Source organism: Candidatus Omnitrophota bacterium (assembly GCA_018894435.1).
Classification (GTDB): Bacteria; Omnitrophota; Gorgyraeia; order JAHIPI01; family JAHIPI01; genus JAHIPI01.
Genome location: JAHIPI010000040.1, coordinates 26,640 through 43,852, shown reverse-complemented (window position 1 = coordinate 43,852; position 17,213 = coordinate 26,640). Strand labels below are relative to the sequence as shown.

At 45.7% G+C, this 17,213-nt stretch carries 20 protein-coding genes; all 20 read right to left on the bottom strand.

Features of this window, described 5'->3' with window-relative positions:
- The 20 genes from KKI13_03000 to KKI13_02905 all read right to left on the bottom strand — a co-directional run bounded on the left by KKI13_03000 (position 1) and on the right by KKI13_02905 (position 17,078).
- Positions 1-900 carry a peptidylprolyl isomerase gene (locus KKI13_03000; protein MBU4488021.1) on the bottom strand — a complete coding sequence of 300 codons (900 nt, stop codon included), beginning with the start codon at positions 898-900 and terminating at the stop codon, positions 1-3.
- A gap of 54 nt (positions 901-954) precedes the next feature.
- Positions 955-2,859 carry a transcription-repair coupling factor gene (gene mfd, locus KKI13_02995; protein ID MBU4488020.1) on the bottom strand — a complete coding sequence of 635 codons (1,905 nt, stop codon included), beginning with the start codon at positions 2,857-2,859 and terminating at the stop codon, positions 955-957.
- A 63-nt stretch (positions 2,860-2,922) separates the two neighbouring features.
- Positions 2,923-4,620 carry an arginine--tRNA ligase gene (locus KKI13_02990; protein ID MBU4488019.1) on the bottom strand — a complete coding sequence of 566 codons (1,698 nt, stop codon included), beginning with the start codon at positions 4,618-4,620 and terminating at the stop codon, positions 2,923-2,925.
- The gene (gene rsfS / locus KKI13_02985; GenBank protein MBU4488018.1) at positions 4,617-4,946 is read right to left on the bottom strand and encodes a ribosome silencing factor; all 330 of its coding nucleotides are present in this window, start codon (positions 4,944-4,946) and stop codon (positions 4,617-4,619) included. Before rsfS ends, KKI13_02990 begins: the two co-directional genes overlap by 4 nt.
- A gap of 35 nt (positions 4,947-4,981) precedes the next feature.
- Positions 4,982-5,131: a hypothetical protein gene (locus tag KKI13_02980; protein ID MBU4488017.1), complete on the bottom strand. Its 150-nt coding sequence runs from the start codon at positions 5,129-5,131 to the stop codon at positions 4,982-4,984.
- 82 nt (positions 5,132-5,213) lie between these two features.
- On the bottom strand, positions 5,214-5,792 hold the full coding sequence (gene nadD / locus KKI13_02975) for a nicotinate-nucleotide adenylyltransferase (protein MBU4488016.1): 579 nt from the start codon (positions 5,790-5,792) through the stop codon (positions 5,214-5,216).
- Positions 5,793-5,810: 18 nt separating this feature from the next.
- Positions 5,811-7,067, bottom strand: a complete 1,257-nt coding sequence (locus KKI13_02970; protein ID MBU4488015.1) for a glutamate-5-semialdehyde dehydrogenase — start codon at positions 7,065-7,067, stop codon at positions 5,811-5,813.
- 4 nt (positions 7,068-7,071) lie between these two features.
- Complete coding sequence (gene proB / locus KKI13_02965) at positions 7,072-8,202, bottom strand: glutamate 5-kinase (GenBank protein ID MBU4488014.1); 1,131 nt, start codon at positions 8,200-8,202, stop codon at positions 7,072-7,074.
- A 1-nt stretch (position 8,203) separates the two neighbouring features.
- Positions 8,204-9,193, bottom strand: a complete 990-nt coding sequence (gene obgE / locus KKI13_02960) for a GTPase ObgE (GenBank protein ID MBU4488013.1) — start codon at positions 9,191-9,193, stop codon at positions 8,204-8,206.
- Positions 9,193-9,435, bottom strand: a complete 243-nt coding sequence (rpmA, locus tag KKI13_02955; protein ID MBU4488012.1) for a 50S ribosomal protein L27 — start codon at positions 9,433-9,435, stop codon at positions 9,193-9,195. The genes obgE and rpmA overlap by 1 nt, the downstream gene beginning before the upstream one ends.
- 1 nt (position 9,436) lies before the next feature.
- Positions 9,437-9,760 (bottom strand): 50S ribosomal protein L21, encoded by a 324-nt coding sequence (gene rplU / locus KKI13_02950; GenBank protein ID MBU4488011.1) that lies wholly within the window; start codon positions 9,758-9,760, stop codon positions 9,437-9,439.
- 150 nt (positions 9,761-9,910) lie between these two features.
- Complete coding sequence (locus KKI13_02945; GenBank protein MBU4488010.1) at positions 9,911-11,413, bottom strand: Rne/Rng family ribonuclease; 1,503 nt, start codon at positions 11,411-11,413, stop codon at positions 9,911-9,913.
- Positions 11,391-11,723, bottom strand: coding sequence for a TIGR03936 family radical SAM-associated protein (locus KKI13_02940; protein MBU4488009.1), 333 nt, complete (start codon positions 11,721-11,723; stop codon positions 11,391-11,393). The genes KKI13_02945 and KKI13_02940 overlap by 23 nt, the downstream gene beginning before the upstream one ends.
- A 7-nt stretch (positions 11,724-11,730) precedes the next feature.
- The gene (locus KKI13_02935; protein ID MBU4488008.1) at positions 11,731-13,359 is read right to left on the bottom strand and encodes a secretin and TonB N-terminal domain-containing protein; all 1,629 of its coding nucleotides are present in this window, start codon (positions 13,357-13,359) and stop codon (positions 11,731-11,733) included.
- A complete protein-coding gene (locus KKI13_02930; protein ID MBU4488007.1) occupies positions 13,356-13,724 on the bottom strand; it encodes a hypothetical protein in 369 nt (122 codons plus the stop codon). The genes KKI13_02935 and KKI13_02930 overlap by 4 nt, the downstream gene beginning before the upstream one ends.
- The gene (locus KKI13_02925) at positions 13,721-14,311 is read right to left on the bottom strand and encodes a type 4a pilus biogenesis protein PilO (GenBank protein MBU4488006.1); all 591 of its coding nucleotides are present in this window, start codon (positions 14,309-14,311) and stop codon (positions 13,721-13,723) included. The genes KKI13_02930 and KKI13_02925 overlap by 4 nt, the downstream gene beginning before the upstream one ends.
- Positions 14,312-14,379: 68 nt before the next feature.
- Positions 14,380-15,033, bottom strand: a complete 654-nt coding sequence (locus tag KKI13_02920; GenBank protein MBU4488005.1) for a hypothetical protein — start codon at positions 15,031-15,033, stop codon at positions 14,380-14,382.
- A 4-nt stretch (positions 15,034-15,037) separates the two neighbouring features.
- Entirely contained in the window at positions 15,038-16,063 is a 1,026-nt protein-coding gene (gene pilM / locus KKI13_02915) for a type IV pilus assembly protein PilM (protein ID MBU4488004.1), read from the bottom strand.
- A gap of 128 nt (positions 16,064-16,191) precedes the next feature.
- Positions 16,192-16,602, bottom strand: coding sequence for a prepilin-type N-terminal cleavage/methylation domain-containing protein (locus KKI13_02910; GenBank protein MBU4488003.1), 411 nt, complete (start codon positions 16,600-16,602; stop codon positions 16,192-16,194).
- Between the two features lie 134 nt (positions 16,603-16,736).
- Positions 16,737-17,078: a prepilin-type N-terminal cleavage/methylation domain-containing protein gene (locus tag KKI13_02905; GenBank protein MBU4488002.1), complete on the bottom strand. Its 342-nt coding sequence runs from the start codon at positions 17,076-17,078 to the stop codon at positions 16,737-16,739.
- Positions 17,079-17,213: the final 135 nt, after the last annotated feature.

Sequence of the window (17,213 nt, the reverse complement as noted above, 5' to 3'; positions counted from 1 at the left end):
TTATTCGCTCTTTCCCGAATCTGCTCCGGTCGGCGCTTCCGGAGGATTCTTGGTATCTTTAGCATCTTTCTTAATCTCTTCATCCAAAAGTTTTTCATTTATGACTATCTTGGCGTTACTGCGCACATCCGTCATCATCTTATCTAAGAGCGCCTTCTTTTTCTCGCGCTCCAGTTCTTTCCTTATCATGTCCCCTACCGCCGCAAATTCCTGCACTTCCGGATTCTTCTTGTCTGTAAGAATGATAACATGATAACCGAACTGTGTCTTTACCACATCTCCCACTTCGCCGACTTTAAGCTTATAGCATTCCTCCTCAAATTCCGGCACAAGCTGCCCCCTTGAGAAATATCCTATATCCCCGCCTATCTTCGCCGTCGCGTCTTTCGACTTTTCCCGCGCCAGTTCATCAAACGACGCGCCCTGGTCCAATTTCTGTTTTATCGCATTGGCCTCTTCGGGCGTATCGACAAGTATGTGAGAGGCGCGCCATCTCTCCGGCAGCATAAACTCTTCGCTGTGTTCATCGTAATATTTCCTGGCCTCATCATCCGAGACCTTTACCTTCTTCTCCACTTCCCTCTCTACAAGCCTTGCGATAACGATCTTTTTTGTTGCCTCGACAATGATCTCCTGAGTCTCTTTGTCTTTATCTATGCCCGTCTTTACCGCCTTCTTATACAGCAGTTTTTCCATAATAAGGTCGTCTAGATAATTGCGTTTCTGCGCTTTGACTATATCCTGATATTGTTTCGGCAGTTTTGTTATGCGGTCATTAAAGTTTTTAAGCGTTATACTTTCACCGTCCACTTTGGCAAGTATGCGCTTACTTTCATTGGCACAGCCGGCAAATGACAAAAGAAGAGCGGCTGCCAGTATACCAAACATGATCCTTTTCATCGTATTTCCTTTCTGTAAATTGTGTACTAACGGTTGAAAATTTAGTATACCACGCTAAGCGCCGATTCTCAAGGTCTTTTTATATGCGCTGACCGCGCCTTTTAGCAGCCTGCAATAAAGGTCGAAACCTATAGAATTTATATAGCCGTGCTGCTCCGACCCTAAAATATTCCCGGCGCCCCTCATTTCCAAGTCCTTCATGGCTATCCTGAATCCGGAACCGAGCGCCGTAAACTTATGTATGGTATCGAGTCGGCTTTGGGCGAGTGTCGCTGACGAGCCTTCTTTGGACATGACCAGATACGCGTATGCCTGCCTTTTGAACCGTCCCACGCGGCCGCGCAGTTGGTATAAATCCGCCAGGCCGAACCGGTCCGCATTATTTATGATTATCGTATTTGCGTTGGGTATATCTATGCCGGATTCTATTATTGCCGTAGATAGAAGGACATCTGTATCCCCTTTTATAAATTTTAACATCGCAGACTCAAGGGCTCTGGGCGGCATTTGACCGTGCGCTACATCAATCTTGGCGTCGCGGCACAATTTTTCCAAATGATACGCTATCTTCTCTATCCCTCTTATCCTATTGGTAACAAAATATACCTGCCCCTTCCGGCTCACTTCACGCTCTATGGCCTCTTTTATCGCTCCCTCGTCATAACGCAGAATAGTTGTCTTGATGGGTAGTCTATCCTGAGGGGGCGTTTCCAACTGCGACATATCTTTTGCGCTCATCAGGGACATGTATAAAGTCCTTGGTATGGGTGTTGCCGTCATCGTAAGCACATCCACCATCAGTCTCATCTTTTTCAATGTCTCCTTATGCTTAACGCCAAATCTCTGTTCCTCATCTATTATTACAAGCCCCAGATCCTTAAAACCCACGTCCAAAGATAAAAGACGGTGCGTACCTATGACTATATCTATTTTGCCGTCCTTAAGCAACTGGAGAATCCGCTTCTGTTCGGATCCGGTATTAAATCTGCTTAGCATGGCGATGGATACGGGATATTTCTTCATCCTGCCTGTAAACGTATTATAATGCTGCTCTGCCAATATTGTGGTCGGTACCAACATGGCCACCTGCTTATTATCCATAACCGCTTTAAATGCCGCGCGAAGAGCCACTTCCGTCTTGCCGTAGCCTACGTCGCCGCATATCAGGCGGTCCATCGGCTTCGGCTTTTCCATATCTCCTTTTACCTCCTCCGCCGCCTTCGCCTGGTCCGGCGTCTCTTTAAACGGAAAATTGCCTTCTAATTCCTTCTGCCAGTCCGCATCCTTTGAAAACTGAAACCCTTCCATCGCCTCTCTTTTTACGGCAAGCTCAAGCAGTTCAAGGGCAAGATTATTTATTCCTTTTTGGGCAGCGAGTTTAGCCCTCTTCCAAAGCTTGCCTCCCAATTTGTGGATAGTAGACTTCTTTTCGAAACCTATATATTTCTGGACTAAATTTATGTCCGAGAACGGCACATAAAGTTTATCGCCTTCGGCATATTCAATGACTATATTGTCCATAATCTTCGCGCCTTGCTTATGCCTTTCTACGCCCCTATATATACCTATGCCGTGCTCTACGTGCACGACCCTATTGCCGGGCTCTATATCAACAAAACTATCTATGGGCGAGCGTTCCGAAAGCTCTACAGCCTTTGATCTTATCGTCTTTTTGTGAATTCCCTTCAAGGGGAGTATTATTACGGCGTTATGCTCCTCTATCGCGCGGCCGGTTTCAATATCATAACTTCTTATCTTTTCTATGGTGTCATTTTTTAGTTCAAGGCGTATAGGATCTGAAAACGTAACCGGAAATATAGACACCACTTCGCCGTGCCGGCTGAAATCGCCACACTCGGCCACCCTCTGGACATGCTCATAGCCATAGTGATAAAGCTCGGCGAGCAGTCCTTCCAAGTCCAATTTTTCATTCTTGTATATTTTTATGGATTCGAACATTTGAGTTACTCTTTTGGAAAATGTCTTTTGAACGGATTAAAATGAAGGATTTATCTAAATAGATTACATGCTTTTCGGGCTGGTCACGCCTAAAAGCTTGAGCCCGTTGGCAATGACAGTCTGGATAGCAAGGCACAAAAAGAGTTTCGCCCTTGTTTCGCGCCGATCGTCAGTAACTATCCGATGCTTATTATAATAGCTGTGGAATGAAGAGGCGACTTCTTCAAGATACGCCAGAAGTGGAAATACCTCAAGCGTCTTGGAACATGTTTCTATAATCAGCGGAAAATATCCGAGCGTCTTTATGACATCCAGCTCATCCTTGCCCTTAAGGTATTCTTTGTCGATAGGTCCTTTGGCCGCGGATCTCAGAGTCTTTTTATACTCAAGAAGGCTCGAGATCCTCGCGTGGGCATATTGTATATAGTATACGGGGTTATCCATGGAATGTTTTTTTGCCAATTCCATGTCGAAGTCAAGATGTGAATCCCTTTTTCTTCTAAGGAAAAAGAAGCGCGTCGCGTCAAATCCTGCCTCTTCCCTCAATTCGCGCAATGTCATAAATTCGCCGGATCTTGTGGACATCTGTACAGCTTTTCCGTTTCTATATAAAGTACTTAACTGGATAATAAGCGGATAGAAGCACTCGTCTTTCCGACCCATAGCCCTGACAGCCGCCTTCATCCTGGGGATATATCCATGGTGGTCGGGCCCCCAAATATCAATAAGGCGCTCGAAGCCCCTCTTAAATTTATGCACATGGTAGGCTATATCAGGCGCAAGGTAGGTGTACTCTCCGGTACTTTTTATGATCACTCTGTCCTTATCGTCACCCAAGTCTGTCGATTTGAACCAGAGCGCGCCGCCTTTTTCGTAGATAAGGCATTTTTTGGACAAAAAATTTATCGCGTTCTTTATCCTGTTGGACTGGCCCAGTTTCTTTTGGCTATACCACACGTCAAACTTTACGTTAAATTTTCCAAGGTCATCTTTTATGTCAGCCAAAAGCCATTTACAACCAAAATCCTTAAAAAATTCCAAAGATTCTTTTTTGATGAAGCGAGTGCCGTATTTTTCTTTAATCGCCGCGGCTATATCCTTTATGTAAGAGCCCTGATATCCTTCGGCGGGGAATTCTGCCGTAATGGCGTATGATTCCAGATAGCGGGCGCGGATGGATTGGGCCAACATATTCATCTGGTTGCCTTCGTCATTTACGTAATATTCGCGGGTCATCCTGTAGCCGGCGAATGCCAGTATATTGGCCAAGCTATCGCCGAATGCCGCCTGCCGTCCGTGCGCAATAGTGAGGGGCCCTGTCGGGTTGGCGCTTACGAACTCGATATCTACCCTCATCCCGCGGCCAAGGTCGATACTGCCGTATCTCGTCTTTTTTAGGGATATGTATTCTAATGTCTCTAAAAGATGACTTTCGGAAAACCAAAAATTTATAAAACCAGGCGGTTTTGACTCCACCTTCTCTATGGTGTCTTTCAAATCGGATTTTTTAAGGGATGTGTTTATTCTTTCGGAAAGAAGCGCGGCGTAATCAGCGGGGTTTTTCTTTGCGTACTTTGCCAGCTGCAATGCGACGTTTGTGGACAGGTCTCCATGGCTCTTGTCGCGCGGGCCTTCAAGTTCGATATCTGGAATATGCGCGCTGTTCGGAAGGCTGAGCTTAACCAGCCCTTCGCGCTCCATATCCCTTATGCATGCGGTAATTAAGTCTTTAAGATTCTTTTCGAACTTGGCTGAGATCATTGCGGGTGAAGGTTCCTGCGCGGCGAATCGTGCCAGAGTTTATCCAACTTGTAAAAGTCTCTTGTCTGGCTGTGAAAGACATGAACCACTACATCGCCGTAATCAAGCAAGATCCAGCGCGCATCGCCCGAGCCTTCTCTGTGCCATATCCTGCAATGATTAAGGAAGAGCTCTTTCTCTATATTATCAGCTATAGCCTCTATCTGCGTAGTGGACTCACCGCTGGCCAATATAAAATAATCTGAGATAGCAGGCAACTTCCTGAGATCCAGCAACACGACATCTTTGGCCTTCTTAGCCAAAGCCGCGTTTCGCGTAACTGTGATCTTCTTATTGGTTGAAATATTCTTCAATGCCTAAATTATTCGACCTTCATTATTACGTACATGCCCGTACCGCAATCTGTGCAGCGGCCCTTCATGGCCGGTCTTCCGTTCTTCATTTTGATCTTCTTTGTTTCCTTCATCTCTTTTTTTGACTTGCACTTTACGCAATATCCCTTATCAGCCATTCTTTCCTCCTTAAATGACCCCGCTATGGCGGGGCAGATTAAATTTAAATCAGGTTATCACAAAAAAATATAATCGTCAAGCCTATTTGTACAATCCTTTATCTTTAATAAATTTTCTGACCGCTTCCGGAACTAATTGCTTTATGGGAAGAGAGTTCTTCACGCGCTTTCTTATTGCGGAAGAAGATATATCTAAAAGCGGCGCATTTAGCACTATCATACCGCACTTTGTTCCGCGCATAGGAAAACCCGGCCTCTTTGCCACCACAAAATGTGTAAGCTTCAGTAACTTTTTGCTCTCTTTCCAGGTTTTTAGCTCTTTTAGTGAATCAGAGCCCGTTAGAAAGAAAAACCGGGTGGACGCGCCGTATATCTTTTTAAGCTCGCGCAATGTATCGACGGAATATGAGATGCCGTTTCTGTCTAATTCTATGGTCGAGACCTCAAATAAAGGATTGTTCCGGCACGCTAATGCGGCCATTTTATATCGAAGGCTGGGATTGTTATCTTTTACCGTTTTATGGGGAGGTAAAAGCGCGGGTATAAATATGACCTTGTCCAGCTCAAGCTGGCGGGCTGCTTCCCTCGCCAATGCAATATGCCCCAGATGAGGCGGGTCAAACGTCCCTCCCAGAATGCCTATGCGTATTTTTTTCTTCATATATTGGAGGAAAGCGCGCTATGCTCTGACTTGGCCGTTTCCTAATATTATATATTTGTAGGTGGTAAGCTCTTCCAGCCCCATCGGGCCGCGCGCATGCAGCTTGTCCGTGCTTATTCCTATTTCCGCGCCCATGCCAAACTCATAACCGTCGGTAAATCTGGTAGAGGCATTGACATAAACGCAGGCCGAGTTTACGCGCGCCAAAAACTCTGTGGCATTTCGGTAGTCATCGGTAACGATCGCCTCCGAATGGCCTGAGCCGTATTTATTGATGTGCCTTATCGCTTCATCAAGGCCCTCCACAACTTTCACGGCCAATATAAGATCGAGGTACTCTTCATACCAATCGTCTTCTGTGGCGGCCTTTACACCCTTTAATATGGCCTGTGTCTTTTTGCAACCTCTGATCTCCACCCCGGCAATCCTTAAATCGCGGTTTATGCCCGGCAGAAAACGCGCGACAACATCCGCGTGGACCAAAAGCGTTTCCATCGCATTGCAGACTCCGGGCCTCTGGACCTTGGCGTTCATCGCTATCTTGTGCGCCATATTGAGGTCCGCGTCTTCATCTACATATACATGGCATACGCCTTTATAGTGCTTTATAACGGGAATCCTGGAATTTTCCGTAACTTCTTTTATAAGGCCTTCTCCGCCTCTTGGCATAATAAGGTCTATGTAATTATTTAGCTTCAAAAGTTCTTTCACGGCATTTCTATCTTTTGAAATGATAAGCTGAACCGCCTCTTTCGGTATGGATGTACCCGAGAGCGCATCCCTAAGGCATTTAAATATGGCGGCATTAGAATTAAGCGCCTCGCTTCCGCCCTTTAATATGACGCTATTGCCGGATTTTATGCATAAGCCGACGCAGTCCGCCGTAACATTGGGCCGCGCTTCATATATTATGCCTATTACTCCTATGGGAACACGTACTTTGGCGATCAAGAGGCCGTTGGGCCTTCTTCTCGCCTGTATTATCTGGCCGACTACATCATCCAGCCTGGCTACCTCTTCTAAAGATGAGACCATGGCCTGTATCCGTTTGGCGTTAAGCGCAAGCCGGTCTATGAGGGCCGGTTTCATCTTTTTCTTTTCGGCGGCCTTTACGTCTTTTTTATTCTCGCGCAATATATAAGAGGCGCTGAGTTTTATCTTCTTCGCCATAAGCCGTATCGCGCGATTTTTCTCCTCGGAAGAAGCGTCGCCCAGTATAAGCGCGGCTTCTTTCGCGGTCCTCGCCATCTTTAAGATCTCTTTTTTCAGTTCCATGAATTTAGACTTTCTCCAAGATAACCAGGTCATCTCTATGGATAACCTCGTCCTTATATTTATAACCCAGGATCTTCTCTATGTCCTTGGTGTTCGTCCCCATTATCTTATTAATATCCGACGAAGAGTAGTTGGCGATGCCGCGGGCAAATTCCGTATTATGCTCATCCGTTATGCCTACCGCGTCACCGGCGCCGAATTTTCCGCTCGTCCCGATAATTCCCGAGGCAAGAAGGCTTCTATTTTTCTTTATAAGCACTTCTTTTGCGCCATTATCCACTTTTACCGTGCCGGCGGGTTTCAGTGAATAGGCTATCCAGCGCTTCCTCGCCCCTATCCTCGGCTGTTTAGATACGAAGACTGTCCCTACTTCCTCTCCGGAAAAATAATCCAGAAGTATGTTTTTCTTTTTTCCGTTTAAGATAACGCATTCTATGCCGGCATTTGTGACTATTTTTGCCGCCTGTAATTTGCTGGCCATACCTCCGACTCCAAACTTGCTTGCCTCATCGATTACAAGGCTCTCTATCTCATCGGTTATGGCATCGACTCTGCGCATGACGCTCTTTTTCGTCTTATCCTTCCGGTCTATTTTGTAAAGGCCGTCTACGTCGGACATTATTATAAGTTTATCGGCTCCGATAAGGCTCGCTACAAGGCTTGAAAGGCGGTCATTATCGCCGAATTTTATCTCTTCCGTCGATACAGTGTCATTTTCGTTTATTATAGGGATAACAATATCCTGCGCCAATAATGCGAACAGCGTATTTCTGGCGTTGAGATAGCGCTCTCTATCGTTTATGTCGTCCTGCGTAAGCAGTACCTGCGCAACGAGAAGGTCGACTCGCCTAAAAGCCTCGTCATATTTTTTCATCATTTCCGCCTGGCCTATTGCGGCGCACGCCTGCACATCCGGCAATGACTCGGGGCGCGCGCCGAGCTTAAGGATCTTTATACCAGCGGCTATAGCCCCCGAAGATACTAATATTACGGCAAGGCCTTTTTTGCGTACGGCTCCTACCTGTTCGGCTATATCCTTGATGCGGTCTTCATCAATACCGCCCGAATCTTTTGCCAAAACAGAGCTCCCTATCTTTACGACACAAATATGATCTTTCTTTTTGTTGTTTTCCATTTTAGTACCCACTTATTTCCGCCATCCTTGGTAATTTTCGCAGTTCCTTTGCAGCTGTCTTCAGTAGATCCTCGAGGCCTTCCCCTGTAAGCGCCGATATCTGATATATCTTTTTGCCGCGGGCAGCTTTAAAGTGCTTGAGATTTTTTTTTGCCTCATCCATATCCATCTTATTGGCAACTACTATCTGATTCTTTTTCTTCAGGTACTCACTATGCTGGGTGAGCTCGTTATTCAGTTTGACGAAATCGTCATTGGGATCTCTGCCGTCAATCGATGCCATGTCGATAAGGTGCAAAAGTATTCTTGTCCGCTCTATATGGCGGAGAAATCTGTCACCGAGGCCCCTGCCCGCATGAGCGCCTTCTATGAGTCCCGGAAGATCTGCGATGACAAAACTAAATTCGCCCACACGGGCAACGCCCAATATCGGACTTTTTGTAGTAAACGGAAAATTTGCTATTCTGGGCCTGGCGTGGGTTATTTTGGATAAAAGGGTCGATTTTCCGGCATTGGGATAACCTATGATTCCGATATCGGCGACGAGCTTAAGCTCCAAATAGAGCTCCTTCTCTTCGCCTGTTTCGCCGGGGGTGGCATCTCGTCTTACGCTGTTACCTTTGCCGCCGGCACCACCTTTTGCTATTATTACTTTTTCGCCAGCCTCTTTAAGATCGCGTAAAACTAAAGTTGTTCCTTTGTCTCTTATTACAGTACCGGGAGGGACACGCAGAATCTGATCTCCGCCGTCCTCGCCCGTCTTATTGTTTGAACCGCCGTGCTTACCGGAGGAGGCCTTGAAATGTTTGTTATACTTAAACTCGACAAGGGTATTTCTATTATTATCGGCTACCAGGACTATATTACCGCCTTCTCCGCCGTTACCGCCGGTCGGCCGGCCGTAGCGCTTGCCGCGCATATTTTCAAAGCTCCGGCAGCCGTCTCCGCCCGCGCCCGCCTTTACGTATATCCAGGCCTCGTCAATAAACATTATTTTACGATTATATTAATGACGCGGTTCTTCCTAAAGTCCACCATACCTGACTTAAGGGCAAAAATGGTATCGTCAGAACCTATGCCGACATTCATGCCGGGCTTAAATTTTGTACCGCGCTGCCTGATAATTATGCTGCCGGCCGTCACCAATTGACCATGAAAAAGCTTTACGCCCAGACGCTGGGCATTGCTGTCGCGGCCGTTGCGCGAACTTCCTAATCCTTTTTTATGTGCCATACTAATCTCCCTTTATGCTGATATCTTTTACTTTAAGAACCAAGAGTTTCCTGCGGTGCCCCTTCTTAAATTTCGAACTTTTGCGCCTCCTGTATTTATAGGCGATTACTTTTTTTGCCTTCTCCTCGCCTATGATATCGCAAGCGATATGTGCGCCTTTTATATAGGGGCTGCCGATCTCCACACTCTTTCCGTCCGAGTATAACAATACCTTATTGATCTTGGCCGATTTTTTGGAATCCGTGGTAAATTTGCCGGCTTTTATGACATCGCCTTTTTTGACTTTAAACTGATTGCCGCCTACTTCTACTATAGCATACTCCATTTTGATCTCCAAATTTTTGTGTGCAAAAATTTGCCCCTAGAACACGATGAAAATAGCATTCGAGGGACCACTATTTCTCGCAAAGAAGTTGTAATATATCATATTCATATAACTATGTCAAGGCAATATTAGCGCAATCTTTCTGTTAGTCTAACCAATACTCACCCTTACATCTTCAACATGCAGATGGCTATCGGCGTTTAGAATAATATTGCATCTTGCATTTCTTCCAACATTATTAATAGCTTTTTTATAATTTTGCAGCAGGTATTCTTTGAGGTCAGCGTTTATAGCCACCTGAACCTTCTTGTAACGCTCTGTCTTCAACTTCTTCTCTAGAAGCCCTAATAATTCTATCGACATGGTCGCGAGCGACTTTACTGTTCCTCTGCCTCCGCAGTACGGACATGTGTTATGCGACGCCCCTTCAAGGCTTTTCCTGACTCTCTGCCTTGTCATTTCCACGAGCCCGATACTTGAGAAATTGAGTACCTTTGTCTTTGCCTTGTCATTTTTAAGCGCGTTAAGAAAAATCTGCATAGCTGACTGCCGGTGATCTCTCACTTCCATGTCTATGAAGTCTATAACTATTATGCCGCCCATATCCCTCAACTTCAACTGCCTTGCGATCTCGATAGCCGCCTCTTTGTTTGTTATGTAGGAGGTCTCTTCGGGGTTGCGGCTTGAGAATCCGCCGCTATTCACATCTATGGCGACAAGCCCTTCGGTCGGCTGTATTATTATGTATCCCTTTGACGGAAGATTGACTCTCGCATCGAATATTTTTTCTATTTCGCCGGCTATATTGAATTTTTCAAATATCGACTGCGGAGCTGTATGCAGTTTCAGCTTTGTCCTTAGTTTTGGCGACATCATCCTTAAAAGCGCTAAAGTCTTTTGGTATTCCACTTTTGAATCTATGATCATGAAACTTACGTCTTCGGCAAGGTTGTCCCGCGCCACGCGCTGCACAAGCCCGTATTCCTCGTTGACCAGGGCCGGCGCCGATTTTCTCGAGGCGATTTTCTCTATGCGCCTATATAGATTGTAAAGATAGCTCGCTTCCCGGCGCAATTCTTCCCTCGTGTGGCCTATCGCGGCAGTCCTTACGATGACGCCTATATTCTTCGGTAGATTGATCTCATCTATTATTGCCTTGAGCCTTTTTCTTTCCTTTGCGTCGCTTATCTTTTTGGAGATGCCTTTATGCGTATCGTGAGCCATGAGGACGATGTACCTTCCGGGTAAAGTAACATGCGCCGTAAGTCTGGCGCCTTTCGTGCCCAAGGGCTCTTTCACTACCTGCACAAGCACTTCCTGCCCCTTTTTTAAGATATCTGTTATCTTCGGGCGCGGCAGGTTAGCGTCCCTTTTCTTATGATCCGCGTCCAGCTCGTCTTCCAAGATGTCTATATTTGCGGCGCCTTCTTCGATAATATCATCCACGTAAAGAAAGCCGTTTTTCTCAAGCCCTATATTTACGAAAGCTGCGCCGATACCCGCCATTATAGATTCAACTTTGCCTTTGTAGACGCTGCTTACCAGGCGCTGCGCCGAGGTCCTTTCAACATAATATTCCTCTATTCTTCCGTTATTTAAAATTGCTACCCTGCTCTCTTCCGGGGTAGCGTTAACTATTATCTCTTTTTTCATATCTGGATTTATCTCCTTCTACTTCTGTAATTTCTATACCGCGCGGCAGCTCTTTCCCGAGCTTTTCGGATACATCCTTAGGCAAAATATATTGCGTGAGGGTGATTTCCGCGCGCAGGTCGTCGGCTTCCAGCCCCAGCTTAAGCGCAGGCTCGATCTTTATTTTCGGATGCGGATTGAAGCCTTCCGTAAGAAAAAGCGGCAGGCCCGCTCTCCTGGAGGCCCTCTGGAATAATCTCAGAAGGTCAAGGTGGGATATGTACCTCATCATGCCCGTCTTTTTAAACCTGATTACCGCCGAATACTTCACGTTCTTATCACTTCTTAGCGGGCATCGGAACAAGAGCCGAAGAAGGAACCAGGCCAAAATCGGACGTATCGCTATTTATTAGATGAACAGTCATAAATATGATCAGCTCCGTCTTCTGAATGGTTTCTTCCGTCTTTGTAAACAGCGCCCTTCCCAGGACGGGTATGTCTCCCAACCAGGGAACCTTCTTCTTGTAATTGACCGTGTTTTCTCTTATAAGACCGCCTATCATAATAGTCTCGCCGTCCCTGACCATTATCTGGGTCGTTGCCTCCCTCGTTGAATATCTAGGCGCTACCAGCCCCCTTGACGCGTCAAGCGTATCAAACCCGAGCAAATCAGAGATCTCAGGCCTGAGATCCACCACTATATCGCCCGAAGCGTTTATATGCGGTATTACGTTCAGCTTGATACCGAGATCCTTTTCGGTATAACCCGTCACTTCCATCGTGCCGGTGTCGGGGTTTCTCTCAAACTTCGGTATAGCCAATATGGTGCCGACAAGTATATTTGCTTCCTGGTTATTCAATGTGGCAATCCGCGGATTTGAAAGAACATTAGTATCCCGGCGCGATTTCAGATATTCAAGGACAAGCGAAAATTGCGAAAAGTCAAGCGTGCCGAACGTAAATTGATCCGCCTCCGTAAGGGGAAACGGCGAATCGCTCCATTGCCTAAATTGTCCCAACTCAATAGGAAAAAAACTATCTGTATCGGTAACAGTGACCCCGCCTGAACCGGTGGTTGTCGTGTCGGTAGTACCTTCGACCCTCGGCATAAAAGTATTCCACATGTCTTTTGGTATGCCCAAATAAGACAATGTGCCTGATACGGTAAACGGAAACGTTATCGGCCTCTTTGCACCGTAGGCCGACAATTTCACGGTCCAGTCTATCCCGAGATTTTCAGTATCAACAAGCGTCGTCTCTATAATCTTGGCTTCTATCAGGACCTGCGGCGTCCTCTTATCCAGCTTATCCACAACCTGCCTTATTTTATAGAGGTTTGTAGGTATGTCGGTCACTATCAATACGTTCGTTCTCTCGTCAAACTTTACTTTATCCTTGCCGCGCGAGCTAAGCATCTCCGCTACGGCCACTGCGACATCTTCCGCATTTGCATAATTCAGGGAAAAGACTTCCGTGGTCAATTCTTCCTGCTTCAAATTTTCTACGGTCGTCACCCTGATAATATTTCCGTCCCGCTCAAAGGCATAGCCGTAATTCTTGCAGATAATATCAAGCGCCTTTTCCCAATATACGTTATTTAAGCGAATGGTTATCGTTCCCGCAACATCTTTACTAGCCACTATATTCACCCCGCTTTTTTCGGAGAGAATGCGAAGCACCGTCCGTATGTCCGCTTCTTTGAAATCTACCGTTATGTTTCCCGGGGCTATCCTTTCGCTCATCATATCATATTCGGACTTTTCTTTTGAGGCCTCTATCTCCGGTTCCGCTTGTGTGTCGGCCGGCGGCCCTGTCTGAGCCGCATCCGCGCCATTCTCTGCGTCAATTGCGGGAGCCTCTGTGAGAAACGAACCCCCGGTTACATCCTCGGCCCGGGAATGCAAATTTCCGTTTATTGCTATAAAAAATGTGAGTAAGACGCCTAAAAATATTATTTTTTTCTTCAACTCTCCTTGCCTCCTTCCTCGACCAGGCTGATCGTATGCATCCTGTCATGGACCTTTATAGTAACTGAATCCTTAGTAATCTTCAGCACTTCCACATTATACATCTTATCCCCTTCCTTTAGGATCTCGTCGTTCAGCACTACTATGGATTTGCCGTTAGGGTCAAATATTACGCCCTCTAACCTTACGTCGTCTATATCCTCCACCGCCTGTAGCCCCAAACTTGTCCTTACTTCGCCGGTTACTAGGGGTATAAAGGGGTCTCTTTTGCCCTTACTGTAATACTTATATACCTGGCCTTCGGCAGGGACGAGAAAGAGAAAAATAAAAAAAATTGCGCTCGTTAAAGCTGCCTGTTTTCTCATTTGGTTTTATCCTTTAAGACAAACGTCTTGACTATAAGCTGGACATTATGCCGTTTAGGCGTGGTCCTAATACTCTCTATAGTGATGTCGGATATATCCATAAACCGCTCGGCATTTTCAAGCTGCGCGATAAACGTACCTAACTGGTGGTATCCGCACTGCGCATGTACCAGTATGCCCTTTTCCTCATATATACTGGCCTTGGGAGTTTTGGCGTCTTTTACAACTTCTGTATCTTTTATGGGCACTATTTTCGTTATCTTGACATCCGCACCCTGAGCCATCATAGAAAGGCTTTCCAGAAGCGCCGGCAGCTCCTCTTCTTTTGGAAGTTTATTAATATAGCTTAACGCCTTATTTTTTAGGTCGGCTATCTCTTTTTTCATCTTAGGCATGCTGTCTATAGATAGTTCCGCGATGGAAAGATCGCTTTGCAGCTTGGCGACTTTGCGCGAAACGTCAAATAACTTTGACAGCATCGGATTCAAGAAAAGCAGAAAATAGCCCACGAGTATGCCGGCGCATATTAATCCGGTAAGGGCTAATATTTCGTTCTTCTTTGCTTTTTTCAAAAAATCCATGTCCATTTTCAGCTTTCAGCTTTCAGTCGTCAGCTTTCAGCTGATAGCTGAGAGCTGATGGCTGAGAGCTATTTCTATTTAAAATAGCAAATAAGCTCGAAGTCCATTACTTCCGCGTCCTTCAATTTAGTCCGCTGTATTGAGGCCGATTCTATATCGCTGAAATCCGGCATAAAATTCTTGTTATCTTTAAGGCTTCTTATAAATTTACCGATAACGGCAGTCTCTTCCCCGCCTCCGGCAATAACGCTGCCGTTTAAATGCAAAGTCCTTATTATCGTCTTTTTGGGTTCTTTCGCTGCTTTAGCGGCGCCTTCTCCGGAATTGATTTTTGCCGACGACGCTTCCTGTATAATAACCCGCTTCTCCAGCCAGAGCTTATTAAGCCATACGCCGGGTATCATAGAATCACTGATATCATTAAGCCTGACCGCCCAACTGCGTCTCGTTTCTATAAGCTTGTCTATGGTGTCTATTTTAGTCCTCGTGCTGGTAAGTTCCGCCTTTATATTATCCGCTTCCTCCTTGTTTGGTAAAACAGACTGCCATTTTCGCTCAAGCCCTTTGAAGGTCTTGGCTTTCATTGCCACCATAAGCCCGACAAAGAGATGGATTATGATTATAACCCCCAGAAAGCCGGCGAGCACAGGCAGGAAAGATATATCAGGAAGCTCTATCTTTCTTCTCTTCCTTTTGATTTCATGAGGCAGTAAATTGATCTCTATCATATGATTATCGCCTTAGAGCAAGGCCTATTGCCGTGCTCATCTGATATTTTAGCGAATCCGCCAACTCTTTTTTAATGGGGCTCTCCATCGCCATAGATACACTAGGTTCCCATAGTTCTACGTCCACATCCAGGCGTTCATGCAGTATATCGCCGATATTCATGCCCTTCGCCGTACCACCGCTCAGATAAATCCTTCCTATATTTCGCCCGGACTGGTTTTCATAATAGCTGAATGAAAGGCGTATCTCATCGGCAATAGTATAGAGCACCGTCTTTACGCATTCGCTTACCTCTCGGGCTCTCTCGCCGGGGTTTACCTTGAGCTCTTCCGCTTCCTTCTGGCCCAATGATAAAGAATCCGAAAGCGCTTTTGTAAGATCGTTCCCGCCTATCTGCACACTTCGGGTAAAATACAAAGTGTCGTCCGAAACTATGCTTATATCGGTCCCCTTTGCGCCCACGTTAATGATAGCAGCCACTTCATCCTTTTTGCGCCCAGCCGTAGTCAAAAATGCATTCACGCCGGCAAGGGATACCACGTCTATAATGTTGACTGATAAACCGGCCTTATTTATAATTTCCAGCCTTTCATTAATAACATCTTTCTTTGCCGCTATGAGGAGCACCAGCATCTTATTATCCGCTAAATGCGGAATAATAAGTTGATGGTCTATTATTACGTCATTCACGCTAAAGGGTATATATTTTTCAGCTTCAAAAATTATCGCGTTCTTAAGCTCGTCCTCATTCATGCGCGGCAGCTCTATGAAACGCACCACTACAGACGAGCCGGATATCGCAACATTAACATCCTTATTGGGCGCTATCTTGGCCATAGAGACCGATTCGCTTATCGCTTCCAAGAGACTTTCCGCAGAATTTGCCTTCTTTACCCTTGCGTAGCCCATATTCTTTATCCGAAAGATGTCCTTTTCCTTAACAAGCTCCACCGTCTTGACAGAATGAGAGCCAATATCTATGCCTATATGATCTTTGCCTGTTTTAATAAATGCGCTGAATAGACCCATCCCTCACCTTAAATGATTTTGATTTACTCGGAACCCGGACATGAATTTTGCGGTAAAATGAGTGCACCTTTTACAAACGCGTTTCTATTTATTTCCACGCTTATGCCGTTTTAAGAACGTTATAAAAATTATTGCGCTAGTACGTGACCTTCTACACTGCAACTAATCTGCGGATAGGTACCTATCGCGCTTATTGTGTAAATCCCGCGGGCGGGGCACTCGGGTTTACCGTTCTTTAGGTAGACATAGATCTCGTCTTCGTCGCCCTGAGTGACCGAATAACCCTCGTCGATATCGTTCTCAAATACCCATCTATCGACCGCCGCTTCTATCTGGCGCAGGTTATTCATGCAGATGCCTTTTCTGGTACCGATTCGCGTTTTATAATAATTGGGTAAAGCTATGCTTGCTAAAACGCCGATGATTATGACCGCGATCATCAGCTCGACTAACGTGTAACCTGCTTTATTTTTTACAGTCAACATTCTTTCGGCTTTCAACGCCTTTATAGAAGTATAATTACAGTAAATTATTATCACTTAATAAATACCATACATAACTACTTTTGTCAAGGGATATTGACTTTTCTTAAAAAAAGAGCGACAGGTAAATACCAACCTATCGCTCTTTCACTTACAATACTCGCAATTAGCCGACTATTACTAACTAACGATTACGGCAATACGTGGCCCTTTGCTGCAAGTGAGCAAATAACATCAGTGCCAACGACACCAACAGTATACGTACCAGCTGCTGGGCAAGTAGGCATACCGCCCTTGATATAAAGCGCAGCCTCGGCATCAACAACAACATCGCCTGTGGTCTTGCCTTTCTCAAGCGCCCATTGCTCCTTCGCGGACTCTATCTGCCTCATGTTATTGATACAGGCATTGGCCTGCGCCGTCTCTCTGGCTTTCACGAAGTTAGGAATAGCTATAGCCGCCAATAAACCTATAATTGCGACAACTATCATAATTTCAACGAGCGTAAAACCTTTCCTATTTAGCCATAACATTTTACATCATCCTCCCTTCATTGCCTGGATGGCTCGATACAGTCCGGTGATTTGGCCGCCGCCTCTATGGGAGGTATTTATGATAACCCACTTCAGAATTGGCACCTGTTTCATCGCCTAACTTGTATCATGTAC

Excerpts from the sequence above, each read along its gene's own strand:
- KKI13_03000 (MBU4488021.1), bottom strand. The coding sequence starts at position 900 with ATGAAAAGGATCATGTTTGGTATACTGGCAGCCGCTCTTCTTTTGTCA.
- mfd (MBU4488020.1), bottom strand. The coding sequence starts at position 2,859 with ATGTTCGAATCCATAAAAATATACAAGAATGAAAAATTGGACTTGGAA.
- KKI13_02990 (MBU4488019.1), bottom strand. The coding sequence starts at position 4,620 with ATGATCTCAGCCAAGTTCGAAAAGAATCTTAAAGACTTAATTACCGCA.
- KKI13_02980 (MBU4488017.1), bottom strand. The coding sequence starts at position 5,131 with ATGGCTGATAAGGGATATTGCGTAAAGTGCAAGTCAAAAAAAGAGATG.
- nadD (MBU4488016.1), bottom strand. The coding sequence starts at position 5,792 with ATGAAGAAAAAAATACGCATAGGCATTCTGGGAGGGACGTTTGACCCG.
- KKI13_02970 (MBU4488015.1), bottom strand. The coding sequence starts at position 7,067 with ATGGAACTGAAAAAAGAGATCTTAAAGATGGCGAGGACCGCGAAAGAA.
- proB (MBU4488014.1), bottom strand. The coding sequence starts at position 8,202 with ATGGAAAACAACAAAAAGAAAGATCATATTTGTGTCGTAAAGATAGGG.
- obgE (MBU4488013.1), bottom strand. The coding sequence starts at position 9,193 with ATGTTTATTGACGAGGCCTGGATATACGTAAAGGCGGGCGCGGGCGGA.
- rpmA (MBU4488012.1), bottom strand. The coding sequence starts at position 9,435 with ATGGCACATAAAAAAGGATTAGGAAGTTCGCGCAACGGCCGCGACAGC.
- rplU (MBU4488011.1), bottom strand. The coding sequence starts at position 9,760 with ATGGAGTATGCTATAGTAGAAGTAGGCGGCAATCAGTTTAAAGTCAAA.
- KKI13_02945 (MBU4488010.1), bottom strand. The coding sequence starts at position 11,413 with ATGAAAAAAGAGATAATAGTTAACGCTACCCCGGAAGAGAGCAGGGTA.
- KKI13_02930 (MBU4488007.1), bottom strand. The coding sequence starts at position 13,724 with ATGAGAAAACAGGCAGCTTTAACGAGCGCAATTTTTTTTATTTTTCTC.
- KKI13_02925 (MBU4488006.1), bottom strand. The coding sequence starts at position 14,311 with ATGGACATGGATTTTTTGAAAAAAGCAAAGAAGAACGAAATATTAGCC.
- KKI13_02920 (MBU4488005.1), bottom strand. The coding sequence starts at position 15,033 with ATGATAGAGATCAATTTACTGCCTCATGAAATCAAAAGGAAGAGAAGA.
- pilM (MBU4488004.1), bottom strand. The coding sequence starts at position 16,063 with ATGGGTCTATTCAGCGCATTTATTAAAACAGGCAAAGATCATATAGGC.
- KKI13_02905 (MBU4488002.1), bottom strand. The coding sequence starts at position 17,078 with ATGTTATGGCTAAATAGGAAAGGTTTTACGCTCGTTGAAATTATGATA.